Annotated in this window: 7 protein-coding genes; 5 read left to right on the top strand and 2 right to left on the bottom strand. The window is 65.7% G+C overall.

All coding sequences use genetic code 11. From position 1 onward, the window contains the following. Positions 1 to 167: 167 nt before the first annotated feature. Together ACIQM0_RS39170 and ACIQM0_RS39165 are read right to left on the bottom strand one after the other, a co-directional pair. Positions 168 to 644 carry an ASCH domain-containing protein gene (locus ACIQM0_RS39170; RefSeq protein WP_385029555.1) on the bottom strand — a complete coding sequence of 159 codons (477 nt, stop codon included), beginning with the start codon at positions 642 to 644 and terminating at the stop codon, positions 168 to 170. Then, positions 641 to 2,698 (bottom strand): GNAT family N-acetyltransferase, encoded by a 2,058-nt coding sequence (locus ACIQM0_RS39165; protein WP_401295995.1) that lies wholly within the window; start codon positions 2,696 to 2,698, stop codon positions 641 to 643. Before ACIQM0_RS39165 ends, ACIQM0_RS39170 begins: the two co-directional genes overlap by 4 nt. Positions 2,699 to 2,960: 262 nt before the next feature. Here ACIQM0_RS39165 and drmD point away from each other — a divergent pair, with 262 nt between their 5' ends. The 5 genes from drmD (at position 2,961) to drmC (ending at position 16,690) form a co-directional block, all read left to right on the top strand. After that, positions 2,961 to 6,248 (top strand): DISARM system SNF2-like helicase DrmD, encoded by a 3,288-nt coding sequence (drmD, locus tag ACIQM0_RS39160; protein ID WP_401295993.1) that lies wholly within the window; start codon positions 2,961 to 2,963, stop codon positions 6,246 to 6,248. Continuing rightward, the gene (locus tag ACIQM0_RS39155; protein ID WP_401295990.1) at positions 6,248 to 10,363 is read left to right on the top strand and encodes a DNA methyltransferase; all 4,116 of its coding nucleotides are present in this window, start codon (positions 6,248 to 6,250) and stop codon (positions 10,361 to 10,363) included. The genes drmD and ACIQM0_RS39155 overlap by 1 nt, the downstream gene beginning before the upstream one ends. 89 nt (positions 10,364 to 10,452) lie before the next feature. Then, complete coding sequence (gene drmA, locus ACIQM0_RS39150; RefSeq protein WP_401295987.1) at positions 10,453 to 13,980, top strand: DISARM system helicase DrmA; 3,528 nt, start codon at positions 10,453 to 10,455, stop codon at positions 13,978 to 13,980. Continuing rightward, positions 13,977 to 15,848 carry a DrmB family protein gene (gene drmB, locus ACIQM0_RS39145; RefSeq protein WP_401295984.1) on the top strand — a complete coding sequence of 624 codons (1,872 nt, stop codon included), beginning with the start codon at positions 13,977 to 13,979 and terminating at the stop codon, positions 15,846 to 15,848. The genes drmA and drmB overlap by 4 nt, the downstream gene beginning before the upstream one ends. Continuing rightward, positions 15,845 to 16,690 (top strand): DISARM system phospholipase D-like protein DrmC, encoded by an 846-nt coding sequence (gene drmC / locus ACIQM0_RS39140; RefSeq protein ID WP_401295981.1) that lies wholly within the window; start codon positions 15,845 to 15,847, stop codon positions 16,688 to 16,690. Before drmB ends, drmC begins: the two co-directional genes overlap by 4 nt. Positions 16,691 to 17,010: the final 320 nt, after the last annotated feature.

The following is a 17,010-nucleotide window of genomic DNA, read 5'->3' as shown; positions in this document are numbered from 1 at the left end:
ATCCACGGATGCATGCCCGGTCAACGAACCAGCACCCCGGCAGTCACCGTGCCCGGGAGAGGAACTACTTGCACCCCTCAAGCAACGGCATTGGGTCTTCGGTCCCAAATTGCCCGACGTTGCGCATGTCCCGGGCGAAGCGCCCATTGAACGTGATGGTGGGGCGCTCAGAGGGCCATGCTTTCAAGCGCGGCATGGAACGGCATATCCGTGGGGGGTGCCGCAGCAGACATTCTTTGCAAGTCATCAGGCCGCAGGTAGCGATAGCTCTGCGGAGGGTGGAACGCCCCGCCAGCGCGCAGAGCGGTCAGTGGCACCGGAGTCTCGAAGGCGACGGGCGCTTCCAATGTCAGCCCACTGGCCTGTGCGGCTCCGTCCATATAGGTGTCGTACTCGCGTCTGCTGATTCCCGCCCGTGTGCTGCTGGCCGACCAGACCTCGCGTGGGGTCGCGACCTGTACCGAAGCGATGCGCGCCATGCCGACGATAGCCTTCGTGGGGGCCGTGGCGTACAGAAGCACCGGCGTACCCGGGGGAGCAGCGACGCGTTGCCTCCGAACCTCCACTGTCTTGGAGCCGGCGAGGATCGCCGTAGCGAACCTGGGGTGGACGGACAGCAGCATCGTGCGTTCCGGTTCGTTCACGTCTTTCGGTGCCCTTCTTCGTACACGGCTTGGTACAACTTGCTGCTGATTTTCGACAGTGACATCAGCGACAGCGGCTGTTCCAGATCACCTGCCAACGCTTTGAGGCGTCCGAGCGTCACGGCCGCGGGGAAGAGCTCCGTGTCCGAGAACCGCAGAGCCATCGCCACACCGTGTCCCCTGGCCACAGCGCGCACCTCGGCCCGACCGTATACGCCCAGGTGTTCGAACTGGGAGTGCAGTGCATCCGGTGTGTCGATCAACACCTCGTCCAGCCGTGAGCAACCGATCGCCATCTTGCCCTGGGGGCCGCTTGAATCCTGGCTGACGTACCAGAGAAGACGCGCTGGGACGCTCTCTCCACGTCGGCCTGGTGACCGGTAGTAGACGTGCTCACGGCTGATTCCGAGTTCGCCACGAGGGGCGAGTGGTGCAGGGACGTTGAAGAGCTCGGCGGACCAGCGGGGTTCGATGGGGACGATGAAGCACGGAATGTCGGAGTCGATGATCTTAGCTGGCCACCACGCCCGTTCGACGGCGCTGGCAATCTCGGTCTGAAGACCCGCCCCAAAAGCAACAGAGGGAACCTTCAGGCGGTTGTTGATCCGGTTCGCTGTGGCGGACACTTCGCGCGCCGTTCCGCAGACATCAACCAAGAGCGCTGTGAGACCGTTGTCCTGAGAGAAGAATCCGTCGAGCCCAGCGGCTTCGGCCGCCGCAGGCGACGGGAAGGGGTCCGTGATCCGGACCGTCTCCACCCCGCACTCCCGTCCGAGGTTCTTGAGCAGAAACAGCAGCTGCCGGGCCAGAGTCTGCTCCAACGAGTGTTCAGCAGTACGCAGCATCGCAACGGTCAGCGTGCGACCGTCATGAGCCCACACGTACAGGGCGATGGGACGCCCCTCGCCATCGCGCAACAGCTCCCGCCGCCACACCACGGAATCGTCCTGCTCGAAGGCTCTGAGTCGATCTTCGAAGTCAGACCCCTTCTCGCCTTCGCTTTGATCGAAGAATGCTGTCAGCTCGCCCTCTGCGTCAGCTGCGACCTGTCCGGTGGTGAAAGCTGTCCCCAGGAGGTCGGCGGGGCGGTAGACCTGGGCTTGACGGAGCTCGTCCACATGCAGCGCAACCACGGCCGGCCGGACCACCTTCACGCGGCCGATCTCGCGGGCTACGTCCGCCAGCGCGAGGAGGTCCGGGTTGCATGTGGCCAGCACGTGGAGCCCGGCACAAGATGCCTCCGCCACGTACTGCAGCAAGGGCCCGGTGTGTGGCTCCATGCTCAGATCGGCGTTCTGGGCGCGAACACCGTCCATGAGCTCCCGATGTCGCTCCGCCACGGCTTCCGCGGCAGGCGCGAACTTTCGCATCCGTGCGACTTCGGACCGCTGCTGATTCCGCACCGTGTCAGCGGCGACACTGCGGATGTCGAGCATCAGCTGCGGTGTGTAGGCCAGCTCGGTCTCGTCCTCGAGCCAGGCCGCCTTGAAGATGCGTGGTTCGCGGCTCTCAGCATCCGGGCTTCGATCCGCGATGCCCTCCAGGACGCTGTGGTCCACGCCGACGATCAGAAGCGCATCGCTCTGCATGTCCGTGAAGAGGTCTGGGTGCCCGAAATCCAGCCACCAGGTGTCCAAGGTCTCCCGGTCGTGCCCCCTGCCGACGGACTCTCCCGGTGGTACGAACCCCAAACTTGCCCACATACCACTGAGGTCATAGTTGCGCCGGCACTTCGCCCTGATGCCCAGCCGATTTCCGTGCCCCGCCCGTATGGCGTCGATCAGCTGCCGAGCGATTCCTTCGCCGCGGTGCTCATCAGCCACGCACAAGTGCGTCAGCCGTACGTAGTGTTTGCGCTTGGGTAGACCGAAGAGGGCGTAACCGACGACCTCGTCAGCCGCCAGCGCGACGAGCAGTCCTCCGACTTCGGCGCTCTGCAGGTATGCCTGCGGCGTGAGCAGACCGAGTGTCTTGGTGTGCAGGTTCCCCAGAGCCACCGCCGCGTCGAGCAGCCTGCCCCCTGACTCCGGCACCGTCACCACAGTGATCGACATGAGTTCCCCCTTCGCGAAACGGCGCCTTTTCCGCTCCCACCGACATGATGGTCGTGACGTGCCACATACGGTTGCGCTTTTGATCAATTGCGTAGTGGAGTATTCGGCTCGATGGTGATGCCTCTTGGTCTGGGGGTCGAGGTGTTCTCTCAGCAGTGGCTGCCAGACTGGGATGCAACTGGTGGGCGTGCACTTCAAGAGACTCGGGCGCGTGCCAAGATGCACGGAACGACAGGCGATCCGGGAACGGAAGTTGACGCGGGTGGGCATCGAAGAGGTTGACGAGGCGGATCAATTCGTACAGGACATGGCGGTGCCGACCGTCGGCCAATTGGTTACGGTACGTAATCGGACCTGGGTGGCCACGGCCGTGGAGCGTTCCTCGATCGCGGCCGAGGAGCCGGGCAGTCCGCTGCTCGCCGAGGCGCAGCACCTGGTCTCCCTGGTTTCGGTGGACGGCGACTCCGGTGACGAGGAGCTGCGCGTCCTGTGGGAGCTGGAGCCCGGTGCTACTGCCCGTGAGCAGCACGCCCTGCCGTCTCCGGCGAGCGGGTTCGACGACCCGGCGAAGTTGGATGCCTTCCTTGACGCGGTGCGCTGGGGCTCGGTGGCAACGGCGGACAAGACGTTGCTGCAGGCGCCGTTCCGCTCCGGAGTGAAGCCGGAGGACTATCAGCTCGACCCGGTGGTGCGGGCGCTACAGATGCCGCGTACGAACCTGTTGATCGCGGATGACGTTGGTCTCGGCAAGACCATCGAGGCGGGCCTGGTGATGCAGGAGCTGATGCTGCGGCATCGGGCGCGGACGATGCTGATCGTGTGCCCGGCTTCGCTCACTCTGCAGTGGCGCGATGAGATGCGCGACAAGTTCGGCCTGGGATTCAAGATCGTGGATGCGGACCTCCTGAAGGAGCTGCGCAGGTCCCGCGGACTGTACGCGAACCCGTGGACGCATTACCCGCGGTTGATCGTTTCGATCGACTGGCTCAAGCGAGAGCGGCCCATGGCCCTGCTGCGCTCGATCCTGCCGTCGGCGCCCCAGTATCCGAGAGCCTTCGATCTCCTCGTTGTCGACGAGGTGCACACGTGTGCACCTTCGGGCTCCGGGAAGTACGCGGTCGACTCGCAGCGCACCGACGCGATCAAGACTTTGGCCCCACACAGCGAGCACCGGCTGTTCCTGTCGGCTACGCCCCACAACGGCTACCTGGAATCGTTCACCGCCCTGCTGGCTCTGTTGGACGGCCATCGCTTCGCCCGCACCCTGGAGCCCTCGGAAGAAGCCAAGGCACAGGTGATGGTGCGGAGACTGAAGCGGGATCTGCCGCCGAACTGGGACGGCAGCCCGCGATTCCCGAAGCGTGACCTCGATCATCCCCTGGAGGTCGTCTACGACGCCGCGACCCGCGACGCCTACGCGAAACTCGACCAGTACGCGCAGTCCCGTCGCGAGACGATCTCCGGGCAGCTCACGTTGCAGGGCACCGCGCCGAGCCGGGCGGCGGACTTCGTCGTCACGCTGCTCAAGCGCCGTTTCCTGTCCAGCCCGAAGGCCTTTGCCAATACGGTGGACACTCATCTGAAGACGATGCTTGCCCGAGAGCGTCAAAACGAGGCCGAGCGGGACTACAACCGCGGGGCGTACACGGTGGCGGAGATGGTCCTCGCCAAGATGATCGGGAAGTTGGACGAGTCGGCTGAGGACGACGCCGCGTTCGAGGAGACAGCGCACGAAGCCTTGGCCACGGCGCGTCGGTTCGCTCCGCCGCTCTCCCAGACCGAACGCAAGCTGCTGGAGGACCTGCGCGACTGGGGAGACCGCAACGCCGAGACGGCTGATGGCAAGTTCACCGCCTTCCTCAGCTGGCTGCGCGTCATCGTGCAGAAAAACGGAGCCGATGGGCTGAACGGCGGCTGGGACGGCGAGCGCGTCATCGTGTTCACCGAATATCGCGATACACAACGCTGGTTGCACGAACGACTCATCAGCGCCGGCGTACCGGACGAGGCGATCGCCCAGCTTTACGGTGGTCAGGACCGCGACGAACGTGAGCGCGTCAAGAACGTCTTTCAGGACGACCTCGACGTCGACCCGGTGCGGATTCTGCTCGCCACCGACTCCGCGAGCGAGGGCATCAACCTCCAGAACCACTGCCACCGGGTACTGCATTGGGAAATCCCGTGGAATCCCAACCGACTTGAACAGCGCAATGGCCGAGTGGACCGGCACGGACAGACCGCGGCGAAAGTCGAGATCGTCCACTTCGTGCCGCAGGGCTGGGACCGGCAGCGCGAGGAGGACACCGGGTTCACCGAGGGCACCTTGGAGGATGCGATGGCCTTCCTCGGCGTCGCGGTGCGCAAGGTCGAGCAGATCCGCACCGACCTCGGCAGCGCCGGAGAAGTGATCGCCAGCCAGGTCGAGCAGAAGATGCTCGGCAAGCGCTCCAGCTGGCAGACCACCGACAGGGAGATCCAGAGCTTGGCCGGAAAGGCTGTACTGAAGGTCGAACGGAATCTGGCGCATGACCTCCAGCAGGCCCAGGAACAGCTCACCCGGACTCGCACGGAGCTGAACCTGAACCCGGACACGATCGAGCGCGTCGTACGCACCGCGCTCCGCCTGGCCCACAAGAAGGATCTGATCGAGACTCCGTCACCCAAGGGCGTCAACGCACACTGCTTCAAGCTCCCGGAGCTGAAGGAGGGCTGGGCGCAGGCACGCAACGACGGCTTGCGGCACCCGGTCAGCGGCAAGGAGCGCCCCGTCACCTTCGACCAGGACTACGCCGGACGCACCGACGTTGTGCTGCTGCACCTCAACCACCGCCTGGTCGACCTGTGCCTGCGTCTACTGCGCGCCGAACTGTGGTCCCAGGGCGAGCACGGCGCACATCTGACCCGCGTCACCGCCCGGATTGTCCCCGGCGATCTGCTGCGCAACCCGGCAGTGATCGCACATGGCCGGGTCGTGATCACGGGGAACCGCGGAGTACGGCTGCATGAGCAGATCGCCCTGGCCGGAGGATCGATCGAACATGGCAAACTAACCGTGGAAAAGAGCCCGGAGACCCTGGAACGCTGGCTCGCCGCCGCGTCACAGGACGCGCCGCCGCCAGATTTTCTTGACCGGCTCACCGCGCTGTGGGGCGCGCTGGAGACCCCGCTCGGCAAGGCGCTGCAGACCGAATCCAACAAGATCGCGCGCAAGCAGCGCAAAGTCCTGGACAAGCGCTGTGAGGACGACGTCAAGGCGATGCAGTCGGTACTGACCGAACTGGAGCGCAACATCAGGGATTCCCTGAACTCCAACCCGCTCTGGCGTCAGGACTCCCTGCTGGCCCCCGATCCGGAACGCGAACAACTCAAGAAGGACCACACGGAACTGGAAGCACGCCTCGCCGCCGTTCCTGAACAGCTCGTGTCCGAAGCAGCGGCCCTGCGCCACAGGTACGCAGACCCGGTCGCCCGCCGCTTTCCCGTGGCGGTCACCTTCCTCGTCCCCGCCTCCCTCACCGTAGCTATTCCCTCACACCAGGCAGGTCACTGATGCCGGCGCGCACCCGCTTCCCGAAAACCGAGCAGCAGACCCCGATCGAGCAGCACGCCGAGTGGCTCAACCTGCTCCGTCCGGACGGGCCGTTCCTCACCGCCAAGATCCTTGCGGAGGCCTTTCCGCAGGGCCTCGACGTTGCCGACACCCCGCTGCGAGCCCGTCTCCGTCAGGCATGGGCTGAACTACAAGCCGAACCGTCGACGCTGTGCAGCGCATGGCAGCACCTGGTTCTGGAAGAACTGCTCGGATATCAGGGCCAGGCACTACGCCAAGGCTCGATGCTGCCCCGCGAACTGACTGACCACCCCGGCACAGCCCCCGACGCACTGCTGATGGGCCCGCCCGACCCGACCACCGGCCTGCCCGGCGCGGCCGAACGAGCCCTGATCTACCGCCGTCCTTGGGACGAACCCCTCACCCGCGCAACGAAGGGCCTGCCATCACCGGCCGAACAGGCCGCCGAGCTGTGCCGACGCCGTGCCGTTCCCGTCGCGCTGCTCACCAACGGCACCCTGTGGGTCCTCGTCCACGCCCGACCTGGAGCGCCAACCTCGGTGGCGGTCTTCGACGCCGACACCTGGTTCGAAGAACCGCTGCTGCTGCGCGCCTTCACCTCATTGCTCGGGGTCCGCTGCGCCGCGATCGCGCCCAAGGACCGCGAGGGCAAGGACACTGACTCCCTCGCCGCCCTGTTCACCCGCACAGCCGACGACACCACCGCAGTCACAAAGACCCTCGGCAAGCAGGTCCGCGCAGCCGTCGAGCTCCTCGTCGCGGAACTCTCCCGCCTCGATCGCGAGGCCGACGGCACCGTGCTGGAAGGCGTCGCCCCGCGTACCGTTTACCGCGCCGCTTTGACCGTCATGATGCGCATCGTCTTCCTCCTCTACGCGGAGGAACAGAACCTGCTCCCGGCGGATGACGAGCTGTACGCCGACTCGTACTCCGTCACGAGGCTCTACGACCGTCTCGACCAGGACGACGCTGACATTGCCGACCGGTGGAAGGCCGCCTGGCCAACGCTCCTCGCAACCTTCCGAGCCATCCACGGCGGGGCTCGGCACCCGGACATGTGGATCCCTGCATACGGCGGATCACTGTTCGACCCGAAGCGGTTCGCCTGGCTGGAGCGATTGAAGGTCACCGACCGCGTCGTCTTCGCCATGCTCGACGCGCTGATCAAGCTCAAGCGCACCACGCCGGCAGGCAAGGTCACCTCGACGGAACGCCTGTCCTACAAGGGCCTCGACGTCGAACAGATCGGCCATGTCTACGAGGGTCTGCTCGAACACTCGGCCATTCGGCTCGACGAGACACGCCTCGGGCTCAAAGGCAAGGCCGGTGCTGACGCCAAGCTTGCTGACCTTGAAGCATGGCACGCTGCCGATCGTTTGCAAGCTGAAGCAGCCAAGCTCGTCGGCTTGACTCCAAAGCAATTCGCCTCCGCACTGGCAACTGTCCCAACCGGAGAGGAGATCGGGAAACTCGACGCCGCATGTGACAACGACGCCGAACTCGCCGCCCGTGTCCTGCCATTCTTCGGACTGCTGAGGCCCGACTTGCGCGGTGAGCCGATTGTCCACCCCGCTGGGACCGTCATCGTCACCCAGGTCGGCGACCGGCGCGACTCCGGTACTCACTACACACCGCGCGCCCTCGCCGAAGAGATCGTCCTGCACACCCTCGACCCGTTGTGCTTCTCACCCGGCTCGCCGGACGGAATTCCGCGACCCGCCGATGGGGTCCAGCCGCCCGAATGGCGAGTGCGTCCGGCGTCGGAACTCCTTGCGCTCAAGATCCTCGACCCCGCGATGGGCTCCGGCGCGTTCCTTGTCTCGGCTTGCCGGTACCTGTCGGAGCGAGTCGTTGAGGCATGGGACCGTGATGGGATGCCGGACGCGGTCGGTGCACGTCTCGGCGAGCATCGCGAGGACCGCGATGCGAAACTCCTCGAAGCGCGTCGCATGGTCGCCGACCGCTGCCTCTACGGCGTTGACATCGATGAGATGGCGGTGGAACTTGCCAAACTCTCGCTGTGGCTGGTCACCTTGGCGAAGGGCCGTCCCTTCAACTTCGTCGACCACGCCCTGCGCTGCGGCGACTCCCTCATCGGCTGCCTGACGGCGGACCAGATCGAAGCCTTTCACCTCATCCCAAGCGAAGGCCATCGCCTCAACGCCCGCCTCAGCGGCGAAATCGACAAGATCACTGGTCCGCTGCTCGCCCAGGCCGCAGAACTGCGCCGTGAGATTGAGCAGCACGAGGTCATCGACATCCGAGACGCTCGGGCGAAGGCTGCGAAGCTCGTCGAGGCCGAAGCGCTGACGGAACAGCTTCGCCTTGCTGCGGACGCCGTAGTTGCGGCGAAACTCTCCACCGCGACCACCAAGTCCGATGACGCATACAACAACCGTCTCGCTTCCATCGCTGACCTCGTCGAACAGGCACTACAGGGAGACAAAGCTGCAGCAGCCGAGGCCCGCGCCATCGTCGACGGCTGGCTTCTCGGCCCCAACGGCGGACCGCGCACGGCCTCGCTGCGTCCGCTGCACTGGCCACTCGAATTCCCGGAGATCATGGCCGATCCCGTTCGTGGTGGGCACCGCTTCGACGCAGTGGTGGGGAACCCGCCGTTCTCGGGCGGCGTTCAGACCAGCGCGCGCATCGGCAAGGACAGCTTGAGTTACGTCGGCCAGGTTATTGCTGACGGTCACACAGCAGGCGGGCGCGCCGACCTGTGCACCTACTTTCTGCTGCGGAATCTCCATCTCGCAACGGATCGACGTACTGGCATCATCGCGACCAACACCATCGCTCAGACGGACTCACGGGAAGTCGGTCTAGATCGGATCGTGGCGCACGGTTGGCAGATCGGCCGCGCAGTTAAGTCACAACCATGGCCTGGTGAGGCTGGCGTGTATGTCTCGCTGGTATGGATCGGCCTTGATGGCGCAGCCGAACGACCTGTGCTCGAGGGGCGGACCGTGCCTAAGATCTCTCCGAACCTCACGCTGCCTTCCCGGGTCGTTGGAAAGGCAAACAAGCTTTCCGCTTCGACGGGGCAAGCTTCTGTAGGCTGCCAGGTCACTGGCGCGGGTTTCCTTCTTGAACCGGCCGAGGCGCAGGAGCTAATCGCAAAGGATGACAGAAACAGGAAGATTATTCTCCCATATCTCATCAACGATGAGGTGAACGGTCGACCTGACTCCTCAGCTACAAGGTGGGCAATCGACTTCAATGAAATGTCTGAGGCCGAAGCATGCCTGTACCCAGATGCTTTCGCGATCCTCGACGAAAGAGTACGCCCCGAGCGTCAGCGAAAAATAGCGGACGGCAGCTTCAAATTGCGCAACCCGCTGCCGCAAAGGTGGTGGCAATACGCGGAGAAGCGTTCTGCTATGCGGAAGGCCATTGCTGACCACGATCGCGTCCTCGTAATTGGACGCCACAGTAAATACGGTCTACTCAGCATTGTTCCGAACGGTCAGGTTTTTTCGGACTCCATGGTCGTCTTTTATACCTCCGACTACACGGCCATGCTTGCGCTCCTGACGAGCGCGTGGCACTTCAACTGGTGGACCGTCAAGGGCGAGTCGACGCTGGAGACGCGGCTTCGCTACACACCCTCCGACGGCTTCGACACGTTCCCACAGCCAGTCCTTACCCCGCGCATCCGTGCCGCCGGCGATGATCTGGATACCTACCGTCGCTATGTCCAGCTGTCGCGGACACCGCAACTCGGCATGACGGACCTCTACAACGAGGTCCATAACCCGGCGAACCTCGACTCCGACATCCAGCGTCTGCGTGAGATCCATGTAGAGATCGATGAGGCGGTCACTGAGTCGTACCTCGCCCATCCTCTCGCCGCGGGGTTCAGCTGGACGTCCCTCGTGTTGAACCATGATTTCCACGAGACCGTCCACGGGCTGCGATGGACCGTAGACCCGGATGTCCAGATCGAGATGAACGACCGTCTCCTCGAACTCAACCATTCCCTCTACGAAGACGAAGTCCGCCGCGGCCTCCACAACAAGAGGGGATCGGCCAAGCCCAGGAAGACCGCCGTCCCCAGGACGACCCACGACCCCGGCGATGTCATCTGGTAGGGGTCGTCCGCCAGTGGAGGCCGCGTGCGGTTCACACCTTGGCTGCGATGCGCCTGCGCTGTCAGTGCCTCGCCCTATCGTTGTGACCCATGAGCGATAAGTTGCCGTCCACGACGTCGAACAGCCCGGTCCTGGCTGCCCCGTCCCCAGGCGCGGTCCGTGACGAGCTGGCCAAGTTCGTAGTGCTGGACCTGCTCGGACCGGTGGGCGGCGATCAGGAGGAGGTCGCTGACTCACCGACGGACTGGTACGTGTTGGGACGGCTTGCACCGAACGGCACCACGATCGTGCCGGAGGAGCTGGATGCCTTGCTCGGCGACAGCGAGCTCCCGGGGGCGGATGAGGGCTCGCCGGACGCGGACGCGCCGAACGTGCCGAGCCTGGCTCCGTCGTCGGTCGGGTTCACCGCGCGGGTACGCGGCGACGCCGACCGTCTGGAGGTGACCGGGCGATGGGCGCGTTACGTCCGCTCGCATTCGACGGATCCGAGCATCGAGAAGCTGATCTGGCGGCGCGTGCCCCACGGCGACTGCGTTCCGGTCAAGCTGGTCGAGGGCCTGGTGGAGGCGCTGGTACTTGATACCGAGGACGAGAAGGTGGTGCTGCGCGGGCGGGTGCGGCGTTTCCATGACGACTGGCTCGTCACGCTGTTCCTGGTCAACGCGACCGAGACCGACTCCAACTCCGCGCTGCACTGGGTCTTCCAGGCTGAGCTGTCGGCGGCCGGCGCGGACGGCGCGGCGGTGTTCCTGCCCCGGCATGAGCCCGGGTCCGGTGGCGATGCCGTTGATCAGGGCGAGCAGCGACGGTTGGCGATGGCCTATCGGTTCAGCCCGGAGTTTGCGGTGGGGCACGCGACCGGGGTGGGCGCGACGGCCAGTGGCGCCGACCCGATGAGAGCCGTCGCGGTTCGGACGAAGGCCGCGCCGGAGTACGACATCGCGCAGACCGACGCGCCGTCGTCCGACAGCGATCCGGACCTGCCGGAGCTGGTGGACCTGTTGGTCGACATGAAGGAACTCGGCGAGTGCGAGCCACAACGACTGCGGGCGGGGCTGATGCCACTGGTGGCTGGCTATCGGACGTGGATCGAGCGGGCCGAGGCGCGGATCGGACAGGACGGCCAGCATCTCGACGAGTACGCGGATCAGGCCAGGGAGGCGCTGACCGAGGCCAGGCGGGCGGCTGACCGGATCGAGGCGGGGATCGAGCTGGTGCTCGGTGATCCAGACGCCCTTGCCGCATTCCGGTTCGCGAACAGCTCGATGCACTTGCAGCGTGTCCATACACGGGTCGCCGCCGCTCGACGCCGTGACGGATCCCGTGACCCCGACGCGGTTTTCCGCGACGAGGACAAGCCGGTTAACCGCTCCTGGCGTCCGTTCCAGCTGGCGTTCCTGTTGCTGAACCTTCCCGCACTGACCGATCCGGCGCATCCGGAGCGTGCCACGGGAGCTGGTGCGGTGGCGGACCTGCTGTGGTTCCCTACCGGTGGCGGCAAGACCGAGGCGTACCTCGGCCTGACCGCTTATACCCTCGCCATCCGCAGGCTGCGGCCGGACCTCGGCGGTCTCGACGCGGGCCACGGGGTCGCCGTCCTGATGCGCTACACCCTGCGGCTACTGACGATCCAGCAGTTCCAGCGTGCCACCGCGCTGATCTGCGCGTGCGAGGTTCTGCGCCGCAGGGACGAGGTGAGATGGGGTGAGGAACCGTTCAGGATCGGCCTGTGGGTCGGGGGGAAGGTGTCCCCGAACACGACCGATAAGGCCATGGACTGGGTCAAGGACGTTCGGCGGGCGAGCGGGAAGCCTCATCAGAACTCTGGCACTCCCTATCAGCTCACCAGTTGCCCATGGTGCGGAACGAAGATCGAGAAGGGCCGGGACGTCGATGTTGACAAGACCCTTCGCCGTACCTTCCTGCGTTGCCCTGAGCTGTTCGGTTGCCCGTTCGGCGGCGGCGACCCGAACGGGGAGGGGCTGCCGGTCGTCGTCGTTGACGAGGAGATCTACCGGCTGCTGCCGAGCCTAGTGATCGCGACCGTCGACAAGTTCGCGCAGCTCACCTGGAACGGGCGCACACAGGCTCTGTTCGGACGCGCGTCGCGGCACTGCTCCCGACACGGTTACGTCACCGCACAGATCGCCGAGGAGGACTGGGAAGCCACCAGCCATCTCGCAGAAGGACGCTATCGCGCCGCGACGCTCACCGCGGTCAGGCCGGTGCGTCCCCCGGACCTGATCGTGCAGGACGAACTCCACCTGATCTCCGGTCCACTCGGCTCGCTGACCGGCCTGTATGAGGCCGCCGTGGACCGTCTTGCCACCTGGGAGTACGCGCCGGGCAAGTCGGCGCGGCCGAAGGTGATCGCCTCGACGGCCACCGTGCGGCGCGCCGAGCGGCAGATTCATGCCCTGTTCGACCGGCGCACTGAGGTCTTCCCGCCGCAGGGCCTGGAGATCGGTGACAGCTTCTTCGCCAGGCAGCGGTCCACGGACTCGCACCCAGGTCGCCGCTATATCGGGATCTGCGCCCAAGGGGTGCGGACGAAGTCCACGATGATCCGGGTGTACGTGGCGGTGCTTGCTGCCGCGCAGACCCTGCACAAGAAATACGGGCAAAACCCGGTTACCGATCCCTATATGACCCTCGTCGGCTACTTCAACAGCCTTCGTGATCTCGGCGGCATGCGCCTGTCGGTCGAGGACGACGTCTCCACCCGACTGGAGCGAATCAACGAACGCGGCCTGTCGCGACGCTACGACCTGCGGCTTGAGGAACTCACCTCGCGCCTGACCTCGGAGAAGATCCCGGACATCCTCCAGCAACTGGAGTACACCTTTCCCCGGGCGAACAAACTGTCCCCGATCGACGTGCTCCTGGCCACCAACATGATCGCTGTCGGGGTCGACGTCTCTCGCCTCGGCGTCATGGTCGTTGCCAACCAGCCGAAATCCACCGCCGAGTACATCCAGGCCACCAGCCGCGTTGGCCGTGCCGCGCCCGGCCTCGTTTTCACCGTGTTCAACTGGGCCCGCCCGCGCGACCTGTCTCACTACGAGACCTTCGAACACTTCCACGCCACCGTGTACCGACATGTTGAAGCGCTCTCGGTCACCCCGTTCGCAGAACGCGCCATAGACCGCGGCCTGACCGGGGTGCTGGTGGCGCTGGCCCGCAACCTGGAGGCCGGCGACAATGGCAACCTCGGCGCGCAGACCTTCGATACACACAGCAGCAAGGCCGACCACATCGTCCGCTACCTGGAACGCCGCGCGGGTGAGATCGCCACCGACCGAGCCGTCGCGACCCGGGTACGCGAAGAGCTCGACAGCATCCTGGACCTGTGGGCCCGCGAACAGCGCCGCCCCGCTTCCCGACTCGCCTTCGACGCCAAGGGCAAGGCCGACGACATCGTCGGCCTGCTTCACAGCCCGGATTCGGGCCCGTGGAAGCGCACGACCTGTCCGACCTCGCTGCGCGAAGTCGAGCCGGGCATCCGGTTGGTGCTGCGGACCGCACCGGGCAACGCCGACGACCACGAGCAGCACCCGTTCCTCCCGCGGCCGAACGCGGACGCCGACGGCGCCGGACACGAAGGGAACCCCTCATGACCAACACCGCAGACGGTGCACGCTCGGCGACCGACCTGCGGGTTGGGGAGCTCAGGCCCAGCCAACTGCTGCACACCTACGGCGTCGGCGCGGTCGCAGACCTCCCGAACCTCTCGGTGATGGTCCTTGGGCTTGACGAGTGGGAGCTGGAGAAGGCCGCGATCGTGCCGGAGGAGCGGCTCCTGGCGGCGGTGCGCAGCAAGCTCGGTACCCAGGTGCAGAATCTTCGGATGCCGCCGTACACGCCGGAGGACCCGAACGATTTCACCGGTGCCTGGTCCCGGATCGGCGTGCCGGTCGCGGTGTTCCCGGGATGGCTGCGTTGCACCGACAACCGGTGCAACCGGCTTGCCCCGGCCGATTCCGGACTCTTTCACCTGTTGCCCAACAGTGTTGCACCCGACCAGACCCGCTTCGTCCACTCGTGCCGTGAGACCGGCCGCAAACGGCCGACCGCGGTGCCGGCCAGGTTCGTCTCCGCCTGCCCGGCCGGGCATGTGGACGACTTCCCGTGGATGTACTTCGTCCACCGCGGCGCACCGTACGGAACAGACCACACCCTGAAACTTGTCGAGCGTGGCACCACCGGCGAGGCGGCGAACATCTTCGTCGAATGCTCCTGCGAGGTGAAAGCCCGGTCCATGGCCGAGGCGATCGGCACCCGCAGTGAACAGGTACTCCCGGCCTGCCGGGGCCGACACCCGCATCTGGGAACTTTCGAACCTTGCACTGAACAGACCCGGACCATGGCCCTGGGCGCGACGAACGGCTGGTTCGCCATGCAGCTGCGGGTCTTCTCCATCCCGCACGCTGACAATCCGGTGGACAGCGCCGTGGCCGAACACTGGGCCGGGCTGCGGGTGGTGGCGCAGCTGCCCCGCGAAACCGCACGCCTGGTCCTGCCCACCCAGGTGATGTGGCCTCAACTCGAACGCTTCGGCGCAGACGAAGTGTTGGACGCGATCTCGCGACGCCAGGGCGAGAACCAGGCCAGCGTCGACGAAGATACCGACGCCCTGGACATCGCCGGACCGGAATGGCTTGCCTTTATCGGCAGCCCGCAGAATCACCCCGACTTCAGCGTCAGCAACGAGCCCGTCCCGGCCGCACACCGCAGCTGGCTCGACCAGGTGCGTCTGGTCAAGCGCCTGCGCGAAGTATCCGCACTGTATGGATTCAGCCGGATCGATGCTCCGGAATGGGGCTCTGCGACCAGCGGAGGCGAGGCCATGGAGGAGAACCGTGCGCCCCTGTCCAGCTCCGCGCCGACCTGGCTGCCATGCGCGGAAACCCGTGGCGAGGGGATCTTCCTGCGCTTCGACGAGAAGCGGGTGACCGCCTGGGAACAGGACCCGAACGTCATCCGACGCACCAGAACCCTGATGAAGGCACACGAGAAGTGGTGCGCCCAGCGGCGCACCGACGCCGAGTGGCCAGGCATCCGCTATGTACTGCTGCACACCTTCTCCCACGTCCTGATCCGAGAGTTCGCCCTTGAGTGTGGGTACGGCGCCTCTGGAATCGGCGAGCGGATCTACGCGCGCTCCGGCGCCGATCCAATGGCGGGGATCCTGCTGTTCACCGCAGCCCCCGACAGCGAGGGCACCCTCGGTGGGCTGGTCACCCTCGGCGGACAGCACCGACTCGGTACGTTGATAGACCAAGCGCTCGAAGCCGCGCGACTGTGCGGCTCGGATCCCCTGTGCGCCGACCACGACCCGGTCGCCCATGGCCGCCTGCACGGCGCTGCCTGTCATGCCTGCTTGTTCGCCGCAGAAACATCCTGCGAACGGGGCAACCACTTCCTGGATCGTGAACTGCTCGTAGAGACATTCAGCGGCCGACCGGGCGGGTTCTTCACAGCATGACCGGCCGCAACACCACCGAGACTGCGCCTAGCCTGCCTGAAGTACTCTCCGCACTGGTCGCCACTCTCCCCGCGACGCACCTCGCCGCCTGGATCAACGTCCTGCGCACGGTGCCTGCCCCCGACGGACACACGGAATCCCGCCTCGTCGCCGCGCACCCTGGCGCCGGACTCGGACCGCGTGCCGGCCTGCTGCTGTCCGCGTGGCGGTCCGCTGATCCACAACTGCCTGGATGCGCCCTGGCCCTGGCCCTCGAAGTCGCCGGCAACCGATACGAGCAGGACCTTGCCACCCATCACGTCGAAATCGCCGTCTCAGGACCGGTGAGCGACGCGGTGTCGGTCAGGCTCACTGCATCCGTCGCAATTCAAGTGATCCGGGCCGCCAGCACCACGCTCCTAGTCACCAGCTATGCCGCGTTCGGCATCCAGGAGATCGTCAGCGAGATCCGAGCAGCGGCAGACCGCGGCGTAGAAGTGGATCTGGTCCTGGAGACCGCTCGCGCTTTCGGCGGCAGGCTGCACGGAGACGGCGACGGGCGCACCGCGTTCCACGAACTGCGCTTCCACCCGGACGTACACCTGTGGCAGTGGGCGAACGACGAGCGGCATGGTCCCGGTGGCCGACGCGGCAGCATGCACGCCAAGGTCATCGCCGCCGACCGGAAGACCGCCTTGCTCGGCAGCGCCAACCTCACAGACAACGCATACAGCGACAACTTGGAGATTGGCGCTGTCATCCGCGACCCCGGAGCCGTCGCCAGTCTCGTCGATCACTTCATCAACCTGATGCAATCATCGGACGGTCCCTTGGTCCGACTGCCGTGGCAACCAGTTGCATAGAGCCATGCGCCCGTCGACCGCCACCTCCACGCGGTGGGGCTTGATGCGATCAAATGAACACCCCGCCAGGTGGGCGGGACAAGCCTCTGCAGAAGCTTCCTCCGGAGCGATCCGCTGAGAGCAGTGGACCGTCCGCAGGAGGGTTTATGGGAGGTGCCGGCGATCGAGTATTTTCCCCCACCCCAGCGTCTTCGTCCCCAGGGAGTCCCCGGGAAAGGGCGGTGTTTAGCCTCGATCGTTCATGAGTCCTCGTCGGTTTGCTGACGGGGGTTCTGTGCTTGCGAGGGGCGGAATTGTGTGGGCTGGGGCAGGTTGGCGGC

It is taken from the genome of Streptomyces sp. NPDC091387, from assembly GCF_044756945.1.
Taxonomy (GTDB): Bacteria; Actinomycetota; Actinomycetes; order Streptomycetales; family Streptomycetaceae; genus Streptomyces.
The sequence above is the reverse complement of the archived record's forward strand: the minus strand, read 5'-3'. Positions and strand labels throughout refer to the sequence as shown.